Source organism: Variovorax sp. GW823-FHT04B03, from assembly GCF_058796495.1.
Genome location: NZ_JBXAIT010000001.1, coordinates 1,115,149 through 1,130,035, shown reverse-complemented (window position 1 = coordinate 1,130,035; position 14,887 = coordinate 1,115,149). Strand labels below are relative to the sequence as shown.

At 62.4% G+C, this 14,887-nt stretch carries 20 protein-coding genes and 1 tRNA gene; 1 reads left to right on the top strand and 20 read right to left on the bottom strand.

What is annotated here, in order from left to right:
* Nucleotides 1–206: 206 nt before the first annotated feature.
* The 3 genes from AC1RAD_RS05110 to AC1RAD_RS05100 all read right to left on the bottom strand — a co-directional run bounded on the left by AC1RAD_RS05110 (nucleotide 207) and on the right by AC1RAD_RS05100 (nucleotide 2,079).
* Nucleotides 207–1,205, bottom strand: a complete 999-nt coding sequence (locus tag AC1RAD_RS05110; RefSeq protein WP_492734108.1) for a hypothetical protein — start codon at nucleotides 1,203–1,205, stop codon at nucleotides 207–209.
* Nucleotides 1,206–1,302: 97 nt separating this feature from the next.
* Nucleotides 1,303–1,713 carry a hypothetical protein gene (locus tag AC1RAD_RS05105; RefSeq protein ID WP_492734107.1) on the bottom strand — a complete coding sequence of 137 codons (411 nt, stop codon included), beginning with the start codon at nucleotides 1,711–1,713 and terminating at the stop codon, nucleotides 1,303–1,305.
* 126 nt (nucleotides 1,714–1,839) lie between these two features.
* Nucleotides 1,840–2,079 (bottom strand): hypothetical protein, encoded by a 240-nt coding sequence (locus AC1RAD_RS05100; RefSeq protein WP_487847916.1) that lies wholly within the window; start codon nucleotides 2,077–2,079, stop codon nucleotides 1,840–1,842.
* 299 nt (nucleotides 2,080–2,378) lie between these two features.
* Between AC1RAD_RS05100 and AC1RAD_RS05095 the strand changes: the two genes are divergently transcribed.
* Nucleotides 2,379–2,699, top strand: a complete 321-nt coding sequence (locus AC1RAD_RS05095; RefSeq protein ID WP_487847917.1) for a helix-turn-helix domain-containing protein — start codon at nucleotides 2,379–2,381, stop codon at nucleotides 2,697–2,699.
* Here AC1RAD_RS05095 and AC1RAD_RS05090 read toward each other — a convergent pair.
* The 17 genes from AC1RAD_RS05090 to AC1RAD_RS05010 form a co-directional block, all read right to left on the bottom strand.
* Nucleotides 2,696–3,352 carry a hypothetical protein gene (locus AC1RAD_RS05090; RefSeq protein WP_492734106.1) on the bottom strand — a complete coding sequence of 219 codons (657 nt, stop codon included), beginning with the start codon at nucleotides 3,350–3,352 and terminating at the stop codon, nucleotides 2,696–2,698. The genes AC1RAD_RS05095 and AC1RAD_RS05090 overlap by 4 nt on opposite strands.
* 256 nt (nucleotides 3,353–3,608) lie before the next feature.
* Nucleotides 3,609–3,908, bottom strand: coding sequence for a hypothetical protein (locus AC1RAD_RS05085; RefSeq protein ID WP_492734105.1), 300 nt, complete (start codon nucleotides 3,906–3,908; stop codon nucleotides 3,609–3,611).
* The gene (locus tag AC1RAD_RS05080; protein ID WP_319359388.1) at nucleotides 3,892–4,116 is read right to left on the bottom strand and encodes a hypothetical protein; all 225 of its coding nucleotides are present in this window, start codon (nucleotides 4,114–4,116) and stop codon (nucleotides 3,892–3,894) included. The genes AC1RAD_RS05085 and AC1RAD_RS05080 overlap by 17 nt, the downstream gene beginning before the upstream one ends.
* Entirely contained in the window at nucleotides 4,113–4,898 is a 786-nt protein-coding gene (locus AC1RAD_RS05075; protein WP_492734104.1) for a DUF7227 family protein, read from the bottom strand. Before AC1RAD_RS05075 ends, AC1RAD_RS05080 begins: the two co-directional genes overlap by 4 nt.
* Before the next feature lie 217 nt (nucleotides 4,899–5,115).
* A complete protein-coding gene (locus tag AC1RAD_RS05070) occupies nucleotides 5,116–5,388 on the bottom strand; it encodes a hypothetical protein (RefSeq protein ID WP_492734103.1) in 273 nt (90 codons plus the stop codon).
* The gene (locus AC1RAD_RS05065) at nucleotides 5,369–5,656 is read right to left on the bottom strand and encodes a hypothetical protein (protein WP_492734102.1); all 288 of its coding nucleotides are present in this window, start codon (nucleotides 5,654–5,656) and stop codon (nucleotides 5,369–5,371) included. The genes AC1RAD_RS05070 and AC1RAD_RS05065 overlap by 20 nt, the downstream gene beginning before the upstream one ends.
* Nucleotides 5,653–5,964 (bottom strand): hypothetical protein, encoded by a 312-nt coding sequence (locus tag AC1RAD_RS05060; RefSeq protein WP_492734101.1) that lies wholly within the window; start codon nucleotides 5,962–5,964, stop codon nucleotides 5,653–5,655. The genes AC1RAD_RS05065 and AC1RAD_RS05060 overlap by 4 nt, the downstream gene beginning before the upstream one ends.
* Nucleotides 5,961–6,500: a hypothetical protein gene (locus AC1RAD_RS05055; RefSeq protein WP_492734100.1), complete on the bottom strand. Its 540-nt coding sequence runs from the start codon at nucleotides 6,498–6,500 to the stop codon at nucleotides 5,961–5,963. The genes AC1RAD_RS05060 and AC1RAD_RS05055 overlap by 4 nt, the downstream gene beginning before the upstream one ends.
* Before the next feature lies 1 nt (nucleotide 6,501).
* Entirely contained in the window at nucleotides 6,502–7,134 is a 633-nt protein-coding gene (locus AC1RAD_RS05050; RefSeq protein ID WP_492734099.1) for a YqaJ viral recombinase family nuclease, read from the bottom strand.
* Nucleotides 7,135–7,332: 198 nt separating this feature from the next.
* Nucleotides 7,333–8,352 carry a DUF932 domain-containing protein gene (locus tag AC1RAD_RS05045; protein WP_492734098.1) on the bottom strand — a complete coding sequence of 340 codons (1,020 nt, stop codon included), beginning with the start codon at nucleotides 8,350–8,352 and terminating at the stop codon, nucleotides 7,333–7,335.
* Between the two features lie 781 nt (nucleotides 8,353–9,133).
* Nucleotides 9,134–9,209, bottom strand: a tRNA-Thr gene (locus AC1RAD_RS05040).
* 60 nt (nucleotides 9,210–9,269) lie between these two features.
* On the bottom strand, nucleotides 9,270–9,848 hold the full coding sequence (locus AC1RAD_RS05035) for a ClpXP protease specificity-enhancing factor (protein WP_307584210.1): 579 nt from the start codon (nucleotides 9,846–9,848) through the stop codon (nucleotides 9,270–9,272).
* Nucleotides 9,849–9,889: 41 nt separating this feature from the next.
* Nucleotides 9,890–10,501 (bottom strand): glutathione S-transferase N-terminal domain-containing protein, encoded by a 612-nt coding sequence (locus tag AC1RAD_RS05030; protein WP_116908513.1) that lies wholly within the window; start codon nucleotides 10,499–10,501, stop codon nucleotides 9,890–9,892.
* A 95-nt stretch (nucleotides 10,502–10,596) separates the two neighbouring features.
* The gene (locus tag AC1RAD_RS05025) at nucleotides 10,597–11,373 is read right to left on the bottom strand and encodes a cytochrome c1 (RefSeq protein ID WP_062473681.1); all 777 of its coding nucleotides are present in this window, start codon (nucleotides 11,371–11,373) and stop codon (nucleotides 10,597–10,599) included.
* Nucleotides 11,374–11,410: 37 nt separating this feature from the next.
* Nucleotides 11,411–12,847 carry a cytochrome b gene (locus AC1RAD_RS05020; RefSeq protein ID WP_492734097.1) on the bottom strand — a complete coding sequence of 479 codons (1,437 nt, stop codon included), beginning with the start codon at nucleotides 12,845–12,847 and terminating at the stop codon, nucleotides 11,411–11,413.
* Between the two features lie 14 nt (nucleotides 12,848–12,861).
* Nucleotides 12,862–13,479 carry a ubiquinol-cytochrome c reductase iron-sulfur subunit gene (gene petA / locus AC1RAD_RS05015; RefSeq protein ID WP_062473677.1) on the bottom strand — a complete coding sequence of 206 codons (618 nt, stop codon included), beginning with the start codon at nucleotides 13,477–13,479 and terminating at the stop codon, nucleotides 12,862–12,864.
* A 160-nt stretch (nucleotides 13,480–13,639) separates the two neighbouring features.
* Entirely contained in the window at nucleotides 13,640–14,401 is a 762-nt protein-coding gene (locus AC1RAD_RS05010) for a response regulator transcription factor (RefSeq protein WP_492734096.1), read from the bottom strand.
* Between the last annotated feature and the right edge of the window lie 486 nt (nucleotides 14,402–14,887).

The window sequence follows — 14,887 nt, the reverse complement described above, 5'->3', positions numbered from 1 at the left end:
ATCCGACGCCTACTTGGTCTGAATGTAAATGGAAAATGAAAAAGGGTTGTTGCTCGGCGATCCGAGCATCCGCGCCGCCTCTTCGATATCTGCGAGCAATGCATGGAAAAAGGGCGATGCCCTAGCAAAAAAAAGAGCAGAGCTGACTCGCCCAGGCTCCGCTAATCCGCCGAGGCAGATTGCAAAGGCTGGGCGTCAGCGGAAAGTCATTTCGCAGATTTCGGGGCCTTGTATCTGAAGCCGCCCTCAGGGCCGCTGATGTGTTCAATCGGGAGTCGCTCTTCGAACAAACGATTGGCCTCCATTCCCAGCCCGCTCTTCGTCAGGTAGGTGAGGTACTCCCGCATGCGATTAGGATCCATGAGATAGACCGGCAGAGCACTTCTCCCCTCCAGGTCATCAATGAACAAGGCGGCGGAGACCGGCTCAGCACTACCGGCTTCACGGTATCGAAACGCCGTCTTGACCTTAAGGGTATGGCTCTTCTCGTAGTAAGCATCTACTTCCTTGATCATGGATTGATGGGTTCGCTGAATCTCCTGCGCGTACTTCTCATTCCAGGTCGATGCGTCCTCAATCTGCTTGGCGGCTGCATCAATGGCAGCTTGAGTCTTCTGCTTTTCGGCCTCGATCTCTGCCAGCAGCTTTTCCTTTTCTCCATTCACCGCAGCCAAGTTCTCGGCACGACGCGCTTCCCATGCCGCAGCGTCGGGTGGTGCTTCTCCTCGTCGCAGTCGATCACCACTGAGCGATAGGAATTCCGAACGTTGCGCCGTGGCGATGCGTTCGATCCGCTGATCGATCTCCGCCACCCGTCGGGAAGCTTGCGCCGCGCGCTCCTGGCTGTAGCGCAGTGCATTAGCCTGGATGCTGCGGGCTTCCGACAACGCGTGGGTCACGGAGAGGTCGGCGAGATTTGCCTTGGCTTTCAAAGCGTCCAGCTCTCCTTGCTTGGCCAACTTGAGCAACCCGTCATCGAGCTTGACCGTACAGGTGTGGGTGACGATCGTGGCGTTGTTCACGATCTCGCTGGTCCAGTCGGTGCTCTTGCACTCCTTGACCTTGTTCAAGGTCTCGCCAACCGTGAACTCGTCACCGTGCAAGCGCGTGTCCTTGACGGCGGAGATCTCGCTGTCGCCGCAACCGGCCATCACGGTCAAGGCGAGACTGAAGCCGATCAGTTTGATCGTATTGAAGGTAGTCATGTAGAAAGTTCTTGATGAGGAATGGTTATGCGAAGGTGCAAGCCGAACATGTCGGCGCCACCGTCAGAGTGCAGAGCACGCGCGATGGCCTGCTTGCTCAGCAGCGATGCTTCTTGTTCACCGGCCGTCGGGGATCAGTGCCGAGCACGGCACCTTCCTCGGTCATGCACACGCCGTCGGCGCAGCCATAGCCAGGCGCTTTGAGTACAGCGCGGTCGGCATCACCGATCTCGCAGCGCAGTTCGTCGAAGTCGAATTCCTTGTAGGAACTCGCCCGATCATTGGTCGTGTAGTACACGCCGTCGGCTCCCGCGTGCACCTGGATCGGGTAGACCGGGTACTTGAGATCGCGGCTCCAGCCCTGGATCTGGATCTCCATGGCCGAGCGGTCGATCTGGTGCTTCACGGCATCGGGGTTAATCAGCGGATCGATGCCCTTGGCGAGCGCCAAGGGCGTCCAGACGATCGCGATGAGCACAGCGAAGACGCTGCCGAGCATGGTTTTCATGAGAGGCCCTTAAAAGGAAGTGAAAGCGCCGTGAAGCCTTCCGGATCAGGCGTGTACGGCCATTGGGCGGGCGGCCGTTGATGGAAGTCGACAAAAGCGCCAACCGGGTTTAGCCGACCCGAATAACTACAGCGTGCTACGCGCCGCCCCTGCACCGGAATCTCGCTCAGCCGCCCGTTCAAACGGCAGCTTCATGAAAACCAAGACGGCCAGCACGACGATGCCCGCCCACGGAACACACAGACTCCAGGCCAGCAGGCCCCAGGCGCCGTGATGGCCCAGTTTCTTGGCGAAGCGCCAGCCCAGAGCAGGCGGGACAACCAAGCCGACGAGGATGAGCAAGTGATAAATGTTCAATGAGTCCATGTTGAGTTTTGAGTGGAAAGGAGGAAGGCAGGAAGGTCCCCACCCTGGCGAGCCGCGCGAGACTGACTTCTCCGAGTGAGCCGGATGGCCCCCTCGATCGCAGCGCTGAATGCGGCTTCGTCTTCGTTGGCTTCTCTTTAAAGGCGTGTTTGAATCTCCTTTTTGATTAAGGTGACGCACGCCGGACCGGGCAGTACCCGATCCAGCGCGCAGCTCTATCACTTCGTTGATTGCATCCGAATGTTAAAGGGTTTCAAACACCGTGGTTTCAAACACCTCGTTTTTCGAGCATCGAGGGCATGCCTCGTGCCATCCCTCTTTCTCTTCGCCTGGTGTTTGCCCGCAATATCCGCCTGATGCGCATTCACGCGGGCATGTCGCAGGAGCGCATGGCCGCCGAGGCCGGATTGGACCGGGCCTTCGTTGGCACACTGGAGCGCGGCCAGCGCAACATCTCCATCGACAACATCGAGCTGATTGCCAAAGCCATCGGCGCGCCCGCCCATGAGTTGATGGACCCGGACTTGCCGCAGCAGCGCGATCTCGATGTGACATTGACGCGGGCCCCGCGCACCGCCCGGCCCTACCCGGTCAAGAAGCGCAGCACTCGTCGCAGCTAGACACCGGCAGGCGTCTCGCGCCGCAACACGATCAAGCTGCGCAGACGAACCGCACAGGCCTCGCCCGTGAGATGACGACAGTTCAGCGTGAACCCCGGACTCGCACGTACCGACCTGCCCGCCTCGGCTTGCAGTTCAATGCGCACGTTGTGGGCGCAGGCCCAGGGTTCATTTGCGCCGGCATCCAGCAACAACAACGCCCTGGGCTCGCCAGTCGCACGGTCCCACTCCACCCCGATCACCGTCGCCCATCGGTTGGCGGCGGCGGATTCGAAGTGCACCAGGCATGCGTGGCTCGCGCGCAGCGCCTCCAGAGCGATCGCCCCGAGGTGGCCCGTTTGGCCGGAATCTGAGACGTGCAATTCGGCGACGATGGGCAACCCTGCAGCTTCGATGCAGCGCAGAACGCTGTCGTCGCTAGTTCCCTGCAATGCCTTTCGAGCCAAGCGCTGGGCCTCTCTCATTTGCGGGCGGGACAACTGCCCCAGTATTGCCAGGCACTGGACCACGCTGGCAAGCGCACAAGTTTCGGCCGATGCCGATTTGCAGATGGGCAGGTTCTCGTACACGAGACCCTTTGCATCCTGTGCGAGGTACTGAACTTCGGTGTCGAAGCGGATGCCCCTTACAAACAGGTGTTCGAGATGGGCCATGTGGTTGTCTTTCTCTGGAAGGCGCCATCCGCGATGACGACCTTGCCAACGGCGATGCGCTCGAAAGCGTTCGGCGTCAAGGCCTGTTCTTTGTGCATGAGCAATCCTTGATGTGATTGAAATCTTGTCCAGCCCGCCCCTTCAATCCGCTGGGGCGAGCCGTTGTGAAACCCCAGCGGAAATGGGGCGTGGCCATCGAGCCGGCCGACTCGATGGCGATGTGGTGATCTGCTGGTCAGGTGTTCGCCGGTTTCCTTCAAAGGCCCCCAAAAGAGTCCCGGCGCAAGTAGCTGCAGAAACTCCATCCCAGCCCAAGGCCCAAGAGGATTCCGGTCGCGAGCACGAATGCGAAGGCCGTCAAGTAGTCAATTGGCCCGTAGCAGATGTTCATGGCGATGTCCTTATCTCTTTCTTTCTGGTTGGTGAGGTGAATCTCCAGCCCCACAAGGACCAAACCCCGGTCCCTTGAGAGGGCGCCGGGGTCTGTGTCGTCGAGATGAGAAGAGGGAGATCGGGAGAGCGGCGTTCTGATGCCGCATTCAAAGTAGAGGGACACGGACAGGTTCTTCATCTGGAAACTGGAGTTGTCGCAACCTGGCCTCCTCTTCGGTGGCGCGCCAAGCCGCTTCCTGTTGGAACGGATCGGTTTGCTTGCGCTGCAGCATCACGCGGTCCACCCGCTGCAAGAACGCTTCGTCGAGCGGGAACATCTCCTTCTGGCCGGCCGCGCCCTGCGCGGGTATCGCGTCAGGTGTGCTTCTCATGAGGGCCTTCCCTTGAAGAAGATCGCCTGCACGCGCTGGGCACCTGCGCCGTGGGCCGGAAAACCCACGATGGCGGCGCGATCGCGTTGCTGACAGATCCCGCAGTTCAGGCAATCGGAGTTGCCGGTGCTGGCAGGGCAGACGATCACCTGGCGCCCGGCAGGCGTTCGCATTGGCTTGGTGCACCCCTGGGGCAGGACGACCACCACCGGCGCGATGCCAAGGTCCGCATACGCGTCGGCCTGGACCAAGGTCTCGGCACTGAGGTTGACCGTGAAGCCAAGCCGGTTCGCATTGAGGATCGCCGCCTGGTTGCCAGGGGTGGGCGGATAGTGCGTGTAGGTGAACCCGCGACGCCCCCGATTTGCCACGGCCAGCCGTGTGAGCTGGCCGGCATCGATGACGCCGGGCGCTTCGGGTGTCAGATCACCCGCCTGGTTGTGGCGCCACAGGGCATGGCGCCGCAAGGTGGAGATCTCCTGGAGCAATTCATCGAAGCTGTGGCCTCGCCTCCCCTGTGACACGCTGCGCCAATGAATGGCCAGGGGTCCGCTTTCGGCATAGCAGCCATTGCCCTTGAAGCCGCAACTCGGCGGGCACGAGTTCGCACTCGTCGTCGTCACCGGGATCGGACCGGTCTTGCGGTTGCGGCTGACGCGCACCAGGTGATAGGTGCAGATGTCCTGTTTGGTGGAAGCTGCAGGAGAGTGATTCAGCCGTTCCTGGGACGGTCTGGTTGATTGCGGGCGAGCGTGTGCCTCCGCCATGATCGGAATAAACAAAGTTGATCCTCTATGTTGTGAGCGCAGCCGTTGACGGCGACGCCATGAAGTGCCGGCCCTAAGGGGCGATAAAGGGCGAGCCAGACCTACGCGCGCACCTCCACCACGCCCCAGGCCAGAGAGGCCGGGGCGTGGTGGGTGCGTGCGTAGGGGATGAAGGCGGACCAGGAGGTCCGATGCGCAGGCAGGGCGCCTGAATGCAGTTGCAGCGAGTGCGCTACCGTCGAGAGTCAGTGCCCTCGCGCGGACAAAGGGGCGGGGGAATCGGGTCGATGCGGCCGAGCCTTCTGGCCAGCTTGTCCCGCACTTCCACAGCGCAGCCATGCCAGGCATGACCACTGACCATGGGCGTGTCCAGCGCCTGGGGATCCGTTTCAGCGACGCGCCTGGCGTACTGCTCCAGCGCCTGCATCACGAACGCCTGGATGAGCGCACCGTGAGCGCTGAACTCCATCAGCTCGGTGACGAATTCAACATTGCTCGAAGGCATGCAGGCTCCCCTCATTCACCTCGCAGACCTCACATGTCGACTGCAGGATCTCGAAGCCCGCATCGGCAATGAGGCCCGGATCCAGCAGCATGACCAGGTCATCCGAGATGCCCGAGCGCATCGACGCCCACGCCTCATCGTCCAGGCCATCTTCGCGTGCACGCACCCTGGCAGCACCAGCGAGCGCCTCCTCATCGAAGACGGCAAGCTCGATTCTGAAGACCACCACCGTGCGGGGCATGGCCGAGGTGAACGCGGTGCCGCTCATGCGCCCTCCCCGGCGTCGATGCGCGAGATCTCCGCGCCGAACGTCAGCGCCGCGTTGTCGGGGCTGGGTGGTCCGTTCTGGCGAATCCACCAATCGGGCGGGCTGTACGGCACGGTCATCACGCCCAGGTAGCCGCCCTGCGAGGCGTAGCCCACCACCTTGGCGCGGCCGATTCCGTTGATGCGGATGAGCACGTCGTCGCCGATCGAGGGGACCTCGAAGTCGGCAGACCACTTGAATACATCTTGGGCGAAGGGGTCTCGGGTATGGGGCGGCACTGTGGCGTGCCGCCGGAACTTGGTCTTCATGGGTGTTTCTCTTGTGGATGTTTTTCTTGGGACGGCAACACCGTCGCGTTGCCGAGTTGTCGGGATTTCAGGCGGCAGATCAGGCCGTCGCTCTCTCGCGCCACGTCCCAGCCACGGCGGCCGAGACTTCGGCGCAGCACGTAGGTCGATTCGCCGTAGGAGACGCGCAGGCCCGGGCGGATGGCCGCTCGTTTGGCGGCCCGGTTTGCATGGAACTCACGCACCTTCTCGCGCCATGGGCCTGCGTAGGGCCCAGTCGGAGGACTGGCCCGATCCAGGAAGGCCAAGGGACAGTCGAAGTAGTACGGCCCGCAGCTCTCGTCCATGCTCTTGACAGCCACTTCACCCTTCCTGCAATCGATGAGGGTCAGGCCGATCCAGATGCGTCCGGCGTGTTCGCCCGAGCGGTTCTGCGCCAGGAACCACAGGCGGTTGCCGATCGCGCGATGTGCCAGCACCGCAGCAAAGGCTGCGACGCTATGCAGTTCGTCATGGAGGGCTTGGTCCTTGGTGGCCCGGTAGACGATGCTGCCCATCTCAGACCTCCGCCCGATCGCCCGCCAGCGGCGCGCAGTCGGTTGCCACGCAGTGCCAGAACTCGCGCTCGGCATCGATGAGTCGGGAGATCTCGACCTCGTCGCGTTCGACCCGGTGGATCCGCAGGTCCTGGCCGCAGATCAGGGCAACCACATCCAGGGCCTGGGCGCCTGTGACAGCCAGCCGATGCAGCATCTGGATCCGCACGTAGGCGGGAAGGCCCGCGCTCCAGAGCTCAGCCGCGTGCATGCCGACGCATCGACACTCCAGCAGCTGGACATCGGGAGCGCCGACGACTTCGCGGCCGGGAAGCGCCAGCATCCAGGGGTGCTGCGGGTGCCGCAGCAAGGCGCGAGTGCGTAGCACCTGGCGCCCTGTGCGCAGCGCATAGTGCGCCGCCACGATGGGCTCAAGCAGGCGGTCCCAATAGGCTGCGGTTTCTGCGGACTGAACGAGGGAAGGATCGACAGGCTGCAGCAGGTCATGCCGCTCGGTCTTCTCCATCCACAGCCGCACGGGGGACTTGAAGGGATCACGGCCTACGGCCGCAGCGGCGTCGAGACTGCCGATCCCTGCTTCGCGCATCTCCGGCCAACGCTCGGATATCGGATTCTGTGAACAAGTGGTCGTCACCAGGCGCAATGCAGGGGCGCGCGACCGCGCACGAGCGCTCGGGGAACGCTGTGTGTTCCGGGGAGTTGAGTTCATCGATTTCTTTCTGAAGGTTCAAACCGCCCATCCAGCAAAAAGCCCCGCCCTCTCGGTGGAGAGGCGGGGCTTTGGTGGAGGAGCTGAGGGGTGGAAGTACGGGAGGTCGAAGATCCCGTCGCGTCAAGCGGCGAGCTCCAGCGCATGGGCCAACGCGCGTTGCTTGAGGGCAGCGCCTTGGCCGAACCAGGCGCTGTCCAAGCGGTACTCGCGGTCGCGAGCCCGGCGCTCGTGGTCGACGAATTCGGTCATCGCGCTGAGCAGGCCCCAGGTCGTCCCACGGGCTGCAGCGAGCTCGGCGCCGCGGCCCTTGCCTTCGTACAACTCGAGGACCTTGCGGGCCGCCCAGGCACGCGGCGCGGACTGGGTGCCGGTCTGAGCTGTGGCGAGTCCATTCGATTCGCTCGGCCCGTAGAACACATGCTGGATGTAGGCGTCGACCTCCTGGCTCTTGACCTTGCGCTCGGACAGGACCTTCATGCGGTACATGAAATCGTCCCACTGTCCGATGGCGATACCCAGCTGTCGTTTGACGGCGCCGGCATCGAAGCAGGTGTTATGGGGCACGCGAATCACGTTGCTCGTGTTGTCCAGTGCGATGGCCAGGGTGTTGTTGCACACGACCCGCACGGTCGTCGGCGTGACCGTGGTGGCCAGCGTGCCGTCGCAGGAGGTTGCGAACAAGAGGTAGCCGTTGACGGTGTCACTTCCCTTGAGCACGGCCTGCTTGTCAGTGCGCGCGAGCGCCCAAACCTTGCGCCCGCCCTTGAGGACCCCTGCCGTCTCCATCTCGTAGCCGCCGACCTCGGTGAGGTCGCGATAGAACTCGAGGACCGCGCGAGGTTGCACGACTTGGTAGCGGCTGCTGACGACCGACAGTGCGGCCCGGGTGTCGCTGCGGTAGAGCACCTTCTGCTCGGCGAAGGATTCCAGGATCTGAAGGGCATCACCTTCGGGTTGTGAGTTACTGGCACATGACACGGTGCCTTCGGCGATGAAACGCACCGGGGCTTCCTGAATGGTCCAGTCCATACCGGCTTGCTGGGCCCAGACTTCGAGGGGCTGTTTGGGTTGAAGGCGGTGACCCAGGCGGTGCCAGGGGGTGTCGCCTGCGTAGGCCATTGTTTCGATGAGATGCGCCATGGGAAGGTTTCCTTTTAGAGGGACGAGGTGAGGTGAGAAGAGTGGTCAGCGGCGCCAGGCCGAGAAGGTCTGGCCGCAAGTAAGGCAGCGGCGGTTGCGCAAGATCGTGTCGTCGACTGCCTTGCCAAGCGCGGCGCCGACATGTGAAGTCGTAGCCGTGCGACTTGGAATGCACAGGACGTTTCGGAAAAGGTCAGAACACGCGCCAGAAAGAGCCGGACGACAAAAAGCCCAGCTCGGCGGAGGCCGGGCTGGGCTTTGTTGAACGGATGGACTTTCTACTGTCTATCCGGTGTAGTCATATGGGGCTGAAAATTTCTGGAGTCGCCACGACGCCTGGGTTTCTGGGTCCGCGTAACAGCGCATTGGCTGAAACCTCCCACTTTGTGCCCCCAAAGCGGAGCAACTATGGACGCGCCAAAGCCAAAGGAGTCCATTCAAGCGTCAATTCATTCTTGGCATCACCGCTTGAGCTGAAGTCCACACATCTATCCTCCGGGCGCTAAGCTAGGGTTTCTTTTAGAGGAACCACGATAGATTTTGATTTTGACGCCTGCGACATGGACTACGATTTCCAATGGGAATCGGCCCTACGGGTCACACACCTGGCAGAGGCTGAATTTCAGGCCAACCTACTCGGCTACTCACTGAACGAATAGCAAGATCTTGAATTGTTACCGCCAGTCCAATCGCGATCCAGCATCCAGCATGAGCAAATGAAACTTTGCTCGAGGAGAAAAGAAAAAGCCCGACAACGCAGGACGTTGTCGGGCTTTTTGTCTGGTGCCGCTTGTCGGAATCGAACTGACGACCTTCCGCTTACAAGGCGGGTGCTCTACCAATTGAGCTAAAGCGGCTGAAAGAAAAGCAGTGCTGAAGGTGATTGTAAGCGGCCGGCTTTGGGACCGACCACGTCGTCACTTGACGCGCTTGAGCGAGGGCCGGGTGCCGCCACCAGCCGGCGGGCGCGGCGGCTCGTCGGTCGGATCGGCAGGCTCTGAGCTGGCATCGACCGTCTCGTCACCGTCTTCGCCCGTCACCAGGTGGAACACCTTGCTGGCATCGCCTTCGGTGCCGCGCGAGGCATCGCGCAGCGGCATGCGCGGCGCGCTGTTCGGCGAAGGAGTGGCCGTGGCAGCGTCATCGCCATCATCGTCTGACGTGGCGGCCGGCACCGGTGCCGGAAACGCCATGCCCTGGCCGTTCTCACGCGCGTAGATCGCGATCACACGGCCAACCGGCACGCTGATCTCGCGCGCCGTGCCAGCGAAGCGGGCCTTGAACTCGATGAAGTCGTTGCCCAGCTTCAGCGAGCTGGTCGCGTCGAAGCTGATGTTCAGCACGATCTCGCCGTTCTTCACGTACTCGCGCGGCACCTGGACGGTGTCGTCGACCAGCACCGCGACATAGGGCGTGAACCCGTTGTCGGTGCACCACTCGTACAGCGCCCGAATGAGGTACGGGCGGGTGGAAGAGGACTCGAGCGCGTTGATCATGAAAGGCGGCGAAAAACGAAGGAAGCAAGCACGCAGCTTACTTACTTTCGCATGACCTTTTCAGACGGGGTCAGCGCTTCGATATAGGCCGGGCGCGAGAAGATGCGCTCGGCATACTTCAGCAGCGGTGCCGCGTTCTTGCTGAGGTCGATGCCGTAGTAGTCCAGGCGCCACAGCAGCGGCGCGATGGCCACGTCGAGCATCGAGAAGTTGTCGCCCAGCATGTACTTGTTCTTGAGGAACACGGGGGCGAGTTGCGTGAGGCGGTCGCGGATGTGCGAACGTGCCTTTTCGATAGCTTTCTCATTGCCCTTGGTGGTGCGGTTCTCAAGCGTAGCCACGTGCACGAACAGTTCCTTCTCGAAGTTGAGCAGGAACAGGCGCACGCGGGCGCGGTCGACCGGGTCGCCGGGCATCAGCTGCGGGTGCGGGAAGCGCTCGTCGATGTACTCGTTGATGATGTTCGACTCGTACAGGATTAGGTCGCGCTCGACCAGGATCGGCACCTGGCCGTACGGATTCATCACGCTGATGTCTTCGGGCTTGTTGTAGAGGTCGACGTCACGGATCTCGAAATCCATGCCCTTTTCGAACAACACGAAGCGGCAGCGGTGGGAGAAGGGGCAGGTCGTTCCTGAATACAAGACCATCATGGCGAGAGACTCCTAAAAATCAAAAAGAGTGGGTCGCCTGGGCAACCCACTCTGTGGGACCGGACGCACGAGGCGCCCGATCGGCGTGAACGGAATTACTTGACGTCTTTCCAGTACGAGGCGTTCAGTCGCCATACGAAAACCACCGACATGGCCAGGAACAGCAGCACCCAGACGCCGATGCGCACGCGGGTGTTCTGCGCCGGCTCGGCCATCCACTGCAGGTAGCCGACGAGGTCGCCCACTGCGCTGTCGAACTGCACCGGGGTCAGCGTGCCGGGGGTCACTTGCTCCCACTTGCCCGTGAACACGTCGGTGGCATGACCGTGCTGCTCGACCTTGGCGTGCACCGGCAGGCGCTCGCCCTGCAGTTCCCACAGCGGGTTCGGCATGGCGACGCTCGGGAACAGCAGGTTGTTCCAGCCGGTGGCCTTGGTGTCGTCGCGGTAGAAGCTGCGCAGGAAGGTGTACAGGTAATCGGGGCCCGTGCCGCCGTGGCCGGCGCGCGAACGTGCGACCAGCGTCAGGTCGGGCGGCGTGGTGCCGAACCATTCCTTGGCCTGGCGCGCGTCGATGTTGGCCTTCATGGTTTCGCCGACCTTGTCGGTCGTGAACAGAAGGTTGTCCTTGATCTGCTGCTCGCTGATGCCGATGTCCTGCAGGCGGTTGTAGCGCATGAAGGCGGCCGAGTGGCAATTGAGGCAGTAGTTGACGAACAGCTTGGCGCCGTTCTGCAGGGCCGCCACGTCGGTGGTCTTGTTGGGCGACTTGTCCCACGCCAGACCGCCCGATTCGGCGGATGCGGCCGCGGAGAAGGTCAGGCCCAGTGCCAGACCCATGACAGCGAGCCAGCCGGAAATTCTTTTCTTCATCGTGTTTCTCTCAAGCTCTCTTGCACTTGTGCGCGCATCAATGGGCGGCGAAGACCACGCGCTCGGGCACGGTCTTGAATTCGCCCTTGCGGCTCCACCACGGCATCAGCAGGAAGAAGCCGAAGTAGAAGAGCGTGCCGATCTGCGAGATGGTCTGGGCGATGTCCAGAGCGAACGAGCCGATGACCAGATTGCCCCAGACGCCGGGTGCCTGGATGCCCAGGTAGCCCAGGATCAGGAAGAAGAACACGAACACGCCGTAGACATATTTGTGCCAGCTCGGACGGTAGCGGATCGACTTGACTTCGCTGTGGTCGAGCCACGGCAGGAAGAACAGGATGATGACCGAGCCGCCCATGACGACCACGCCCCAGAACTTGGCGTCGAAGGTCTTGAGCAGGAAGATCACGACGGCGGCCACGACCACGGCGGCAACCTTCAGGCCCATGCCCGACTTGCCCTTGATGAAGTTCCAGACGGCAGCGGCCGCGATGATCAGCGCGAACACGTTGACCATGTCGTCGGTGGTGGCGCGCAGCATCGAATAGAACGGCGTGAAGTACCAGACCGGAGCGATGTGGTTCGGCGTCTTCAGCGAGTCGGCCGGGATGAAGTTGTTGTACTCCAGGAAGTACCCACCGGCTTCGGGCGCGAAGAAGATCACTGCCGAGAAGATCGTGAGGAACACCACCACGCCAAAGATGTCGTGCACCGTGTAGTACGGGTGCGACGGGATGCCGTCGAGCGGATGACCGTCGGGACCGCGCTTGGCCTTGATCTCGATGCCGTCGGGGTTGTTCGAACCCACTTCGTGCAGCGCGATCAGGTGGGCCACCACGAGGCCGAGCAGCACCAGCGGCACGGCGATGACGTGGAAGCTGAAGAAGCGGTTCAGCGTGGCGTCGCTCACGACGTAGTCGCCGCGGATCAGCAGGGCCAGGTCAGGACCGATGAACGGGATGGCGGCGAACAGGTTCACGATGACCTGGGCGCCCCAGTAGGACATCTGGCCCCACGGCAGCAGGTAGCCCATGAAGGCCTCGGCCATCAGGCACAGGAAGATCGCGCAGCCGAACACCCAGATCAGCTCGCGCGGCTTGCGGTAGCTGCCGTACATGAGGCCGCGGAACATGTGCAGGTACACCACAATGAAGAACGCCGAGGCGCCCGTCGAGTGGATGTAGCGGATCAGCCAGCCCCAGGGCACGTCGCGCATGATGTACTCGACCGATGCGAACGCCTGGTTCGCGTCGGGCTTGTAGTGCATGACGAGGAATATGCCGGTCACGATCTGGATCACGAGGACCAGCATCGCGAGCGAGCCGAAGATGTACCAGAAGTTGAAATTCTTCGGCGCGTAGTACTTGCCCCACTGGTCGTTCCAGAGCTTGGTCAGCGGGAAGCGGTTGTCGACCCAGTTGAGCAGCTTCTCGCCTGCGGGGGCGTTGGGGGAAACTTCGTGAAATTCAGCCATATTCGTGGTCTCCCTCAGGCCTTCTTGCTGTCGTCGCCGATGAGCAGGCGCGTGTCGGACAGGTACATGTGCGGAGGCACAGGGAGGTTGTCAGGAGCGGGCTTGTTCTTGAAGACGCGACCGGCGAGGTCGAACGTGGAGCCGTGGCAAGGGCAGAGGAAGCCGCCTTCCCAGTCGTTCGGCAGCGAGGGTTGCGGGCCGGCCTGCAGGCGGTCGACCGGCGAGCAGCCGAGGTGGGTGCAGATGCCGACCACGACCAGCACATCGGGCTTGATCGAACGATGGCCATTCTGTGCGTACTTGGGCGTGAATTCGTCGGGGTGACGCTTGGAGAGCGGATCGGCGAGCTGGCCATCGAGCTTGGCGAGTTCGGCGACCTGGTCAGGGCTGCGCTTGAGGATCCAGACCGGCTTGCCGCGCCATTCGACGGTGATCTTTTCGCCGACCTTCAGGGCCGAGATGTCCACTTCGACCGCGGCGCCCGCGGCCTTGGCCTTTTCGGACGGCTGGAATGTGCTCACAAAAGGGATTGCGGTGGCCACGCCGCCCGCTACGCCGGCACAGCTGGATGCGATCAACCACGTCCGCTTGCTTGTGTCGATCCGGGGCGAGCCGGAGGTCATGTCACTCATGGGGATCCTCTAAGTCTTCTTCGCTGGAGCAGGGGCTGACCTTTGCCACAGCAAGGTCAACCCGAGATTGTAGCGGGGCGCAAAAGGGTTTTTCAATGATTGCCGCGCGTGCGCACGGCGCCGCAGCACGTGCGCGACAGCACGCGACGGCCCTCGGCGCTCAGCTCAGCAGCCCGTACTGGGTCGCCTGCCGGACGGCCTGGGTTCGCGACTTGACGGCCAGCTTGCGGTAGATCCGCTTGGCGTGGAACTCGACCGTGTTGATCGAGAGACAGATCGCTTCGGCAATCTGCCGATTGCTCCAGCCTTGCGCGATCAGGCGCAACACATTGAGCTCCCGAGGTGACAGCAGCCCGGGAGCAGGCATCGGGGGCGAGACCGTGTCGTCGTCGCGCAGCGCGGACTCGGCACCCTCCGGTTTCGCGGACGCCGCAATCAGGCCGAGGACGCGGCGCGCGACGCGTGCATCCATCGGCGAACCGCCGCGCTCGATCGAGCGCAGCAAGAAAGAGAGCTCGACATCGTCGGCGCTCGTCAGCAGGTAGCCGGAGGCTCCTGACGAGATCGCAGCTTCGACCAGCAGGCGGTCGTCGTCCTTCGACATGGCGATGGCGTCGATCTGCGGGTAGGCGCGCCGCAGGTGCGACAGGAGGGCGACGCCGCCACCACCGGATAAGTGCATGTCGACCAGCACCAGGTCGTAGGGCAGCGCGGCCAGCAGACGGATCGCCTCCGCGTGCGTGGAGGCGATCACCACGCGGCGGCCCGGAGCCAGGTCGCAAAGGAGGCGTCGCATGCGGTCGGCCAGGGCAAGGTCGCCCTCGACGATCAACGCACCGAAGAAGGCACAGCCCAGGGCGGCGTAGCGCCCGGCGAGTGCTGGCGCCGAATGTGCGCTGCTGATGGACAGGTGATTCATCATGAGCAGACGCCTCCGATCACGCGATCTGCCGCGCGCTCGCACACCCGCACACCTTTCGCTCCCACACCTTCAGACAATCGAACCACGCATATCCCCTTGTTGTGCCCCGCGGCCTACCTTGAATGTCAACTTTCGTTTCGGGGTACTGCAGGAACGATGCCTGGGAGTTGGCCAGGCGGCCCATCACCACGATGGCTCGTTGAGCGCGTTGATTTCATTGAAGAAATGCAGCGGTAACGCCCGGGACCCTGCCGATGGAGCTGCGCGCCAGTCGCCGTCGTTACGGCTGTCGCGGGCGGAACGTTACGTAGCATTGAGATACACATGTGCCCGTCACACTCACCCGCAAGAATCGGGGCAATACGCAGTTACAAGGATGCCGTGGTAAACGCCTCATCCACCGGGCCAAATTAGTTGCGGCACACTTCTGATGCTGCTAACCTCAAGTCAAGAGCATAAAAACCCTTTGAGAGGATCACTGTGAAG